Raw genomic sequence first — 2,224 nt, forward strand, 5'->3', positions numbered from 1 at the left:
GTTCGGAAGCATCCCCCTGGGGGGCGGGCCGTGGCATAAGGGCGCGCCGCCTGATTCCCGGGCCTCTTCGGTACGCACATGATCCGTCTCGACAACATCGGTAAGCAGCACGGGCAGCAGCTCCTCTTCGTGGAGGCGTCGGCTGCGCTCCACAAGGGAGAAAAGGTGGGCCTGGTGGGCCCGAACGGCGCGGGCAAGACGACGCTGTTCCGGATGATGACCGGCCAGGAGTACCCGGACGAAGGACAGGTCTCCATCGACCGGGGCGTCACCATTGGCTACTTCAGCCAGGACGTGGGCGAGATGGCCGGCCGCAGCGCGGTGTCCGAGGTCATGGACGGCGCGGGCCCGGTCAGCACCGTCGCGGCGGAGATGAAGGCGCTGGAGGCCGCCATGGGGGACCCCGACCAGGCGGACAACATGGAGAAGCTCGTCGAGCGCTACGGCATCGTGCAGGGCCGGTTCGAGGAGCTGGGCGGGTACGCGCTGGAGGGACGGGCGCGAGAGATTCTCGCGGGCCTCGGGTTCACCGAGGAGATGATGGACGGCGACGTCGGCGCGCTGTCGGGCGGTTGGAAGATGCGCGTGGCGCTCTCCCGCATCCTGCTGATGCGGCCGGACGCGATGTTCCTGGACGAGCCTTCCAACCACCTGGACCTGGAGTCGCTCATCTGGCTGGAGGGTTTCCTCAAGGGGTATGAGGGCGGCCTGCTGATGACGTCGCACGATCGCGAGTTCATGAACCGCATCGTGACGAAGGTGGTGGAGATCGACGGTGGCTCGCTGACGACGTACTCGGGCAACTACGACTTCTACGAGGGCCAGCGCGCGCAGAACGAAGCGCAGCAGCAGGCGCAGTACGAGCGTCAGCAGGCGATGCTCGCGAAGGAGATCAAGTTCATCGAGCGGTTCAAGGCCCGCGCGTCGCATGCGGCGCAGGTGCAGAGCCGGGTGAAGAAGTTGGAGAAGATCGAGAAGGTGGAGCCGCCGAAGCGCCGCTCCACGGTGCTCTTCGAGTTCCAGCCGCCGCCGCGTTCAGGTGACGACGTGGTGAACCTGAAGAACGTCTACAAGGGCTACGGCAAGCGGACCATCTACGAGGGGTTGGACTTCCTGGTGCGTCGCGCGGAGCGCTGGGCGGTGATGGGCGTGAACGGCGCGGGCAAGTCCACGTTGCTCAAGCTGGTGACGGGCACCACGCAGCCGGACGAAGGTTCGGTGGCGTTGGGCGGCAGCGTGAAGATGGGTTACTTCGCGCAGCACGCGATGGACCTGTTGGACGGCGAGAAGACGGTGTTCGAGTCGCTGTCGGATTCGTTCCCGCGCGCGGGCCAGGGTTCGTTGCGGGCGCTGGCGGGCTGCTTCGGGTTCAGCGGCGACGAGGTGGAGAAGAAGTGCCGGGTGCTGTCGGGTGGTGAGAAGGCGCGTCTGGTGATGGCGCAGATGCTCTACGACCCGCCGAACTTCCTGGTGCTGGACGAGCCCACGAACCATCTGGACATGGGCACGAAGGAGATGCTGATCACGGCGCTGTCGCGCTACGAGGGCACGATGCTGTTCGTGTCCCACGACCGGCACTTCCTGGGAGCGCTGTCGAACCGGGTGCTGGAATTGACCCCGGACGGCATCCACAAGTACGGCGGTGGCTACACGGAGTACGTCGCGCGCACGGGCCAGGAAGCGCCCGGTCTGCGCAGCTGATGTGAAGGGCGGTGCCCTCGCGTTCAACCGACGCGAGGGCCGGGCCTACTCGAACAGCTTGCTCGCGAGCCGCGCCAGTCGCTGCGCCTTGCCCCGGTAGGGTGGGAAGAAGAGGTTGGTGAACGACGTGCGTCCCTGGCGCACCACCGCGCGCTCATGGCTGAACGCCTTGAAGCCCGTCTCCCCGTGGTACGCGCCCACGCCGCTCTGCCCGATGCCGCCGAAGGGCAGGTGCGGGTTCACGTTGTGCAACACCACGTTGTTCACCACCGTGCCGCCCGCGCTCGTCTCCTTCAACAGACGCTCCACGGTCGCCTCATCCTGGCTGAACACATACATCGCCAGGGGCTTTCCTCCCGCGCGCACCTGCGTCACCACCTCGTCCAGGGACTCGAAGCGCAGCACCGGCAACAGCGGCCCGAAGATCTCCTCCTCCATCACCGGCGCCTCCGGCGTCACGTCCGCCAGCACGGTGGGCGCGATGTAGCGCGTCTCCGCGTGCACGCCGCCCCCCGCCACCACC

At 67.0% G+C, this 2,224-nt stretch carries 2 protein-coding genes; one reads left to right on the forward strand and one right to left on the reverse strand.

The genetic code is table 11. The features are described 5' to 3' along the window. The first annotated feature begins 78 nt into the window (after positions 1-78). A complete protein-coding gene (locus D7X74_RS41370) occupies positions 79-1,701 on the forward strand; it encodes an ABC-F family ATP-binding cassette domain-containing protein (RefSeq protein ID WP_120538401.1) in 1,623 nt (540 codons plus the stop codon). Between the two features lie 45 nt (positions 1,702-1,746). On the opposite strand, the gene D7X74_RS41375 is transcribed toward D7X74_RS41370, so the two are convergent. Beyond that, positions 1,747-2,224: aldehyde dehydrogenase family protein (locus D7X74_RS41375; protein ID WP_120538402.1), on the reverse strand; the 478-nt coding region annotated here is incomplete at its 5' end.

Origin of the sequence: Corallococcus sp. CA047B, from assembly GCF_003612065.1 — a bacterium.
In the GTDB taxonomy this organism is placed as follows: Bacteria; Myxococcota; Myxococcia; order Myxococcales; family Myxococcaceae; genus Corallococcus; species Corallococcus praedator.

What these genes read in the sequence shown, in the direction of transcription:
- D7X74_RS41370 (WP_120538401.1), top strand. Translation starts at nt 79, where the DNA reads ATGATCCGTCTCGACAACATCGGTAAGCAGCACGGGCAGCAGCTCCTC.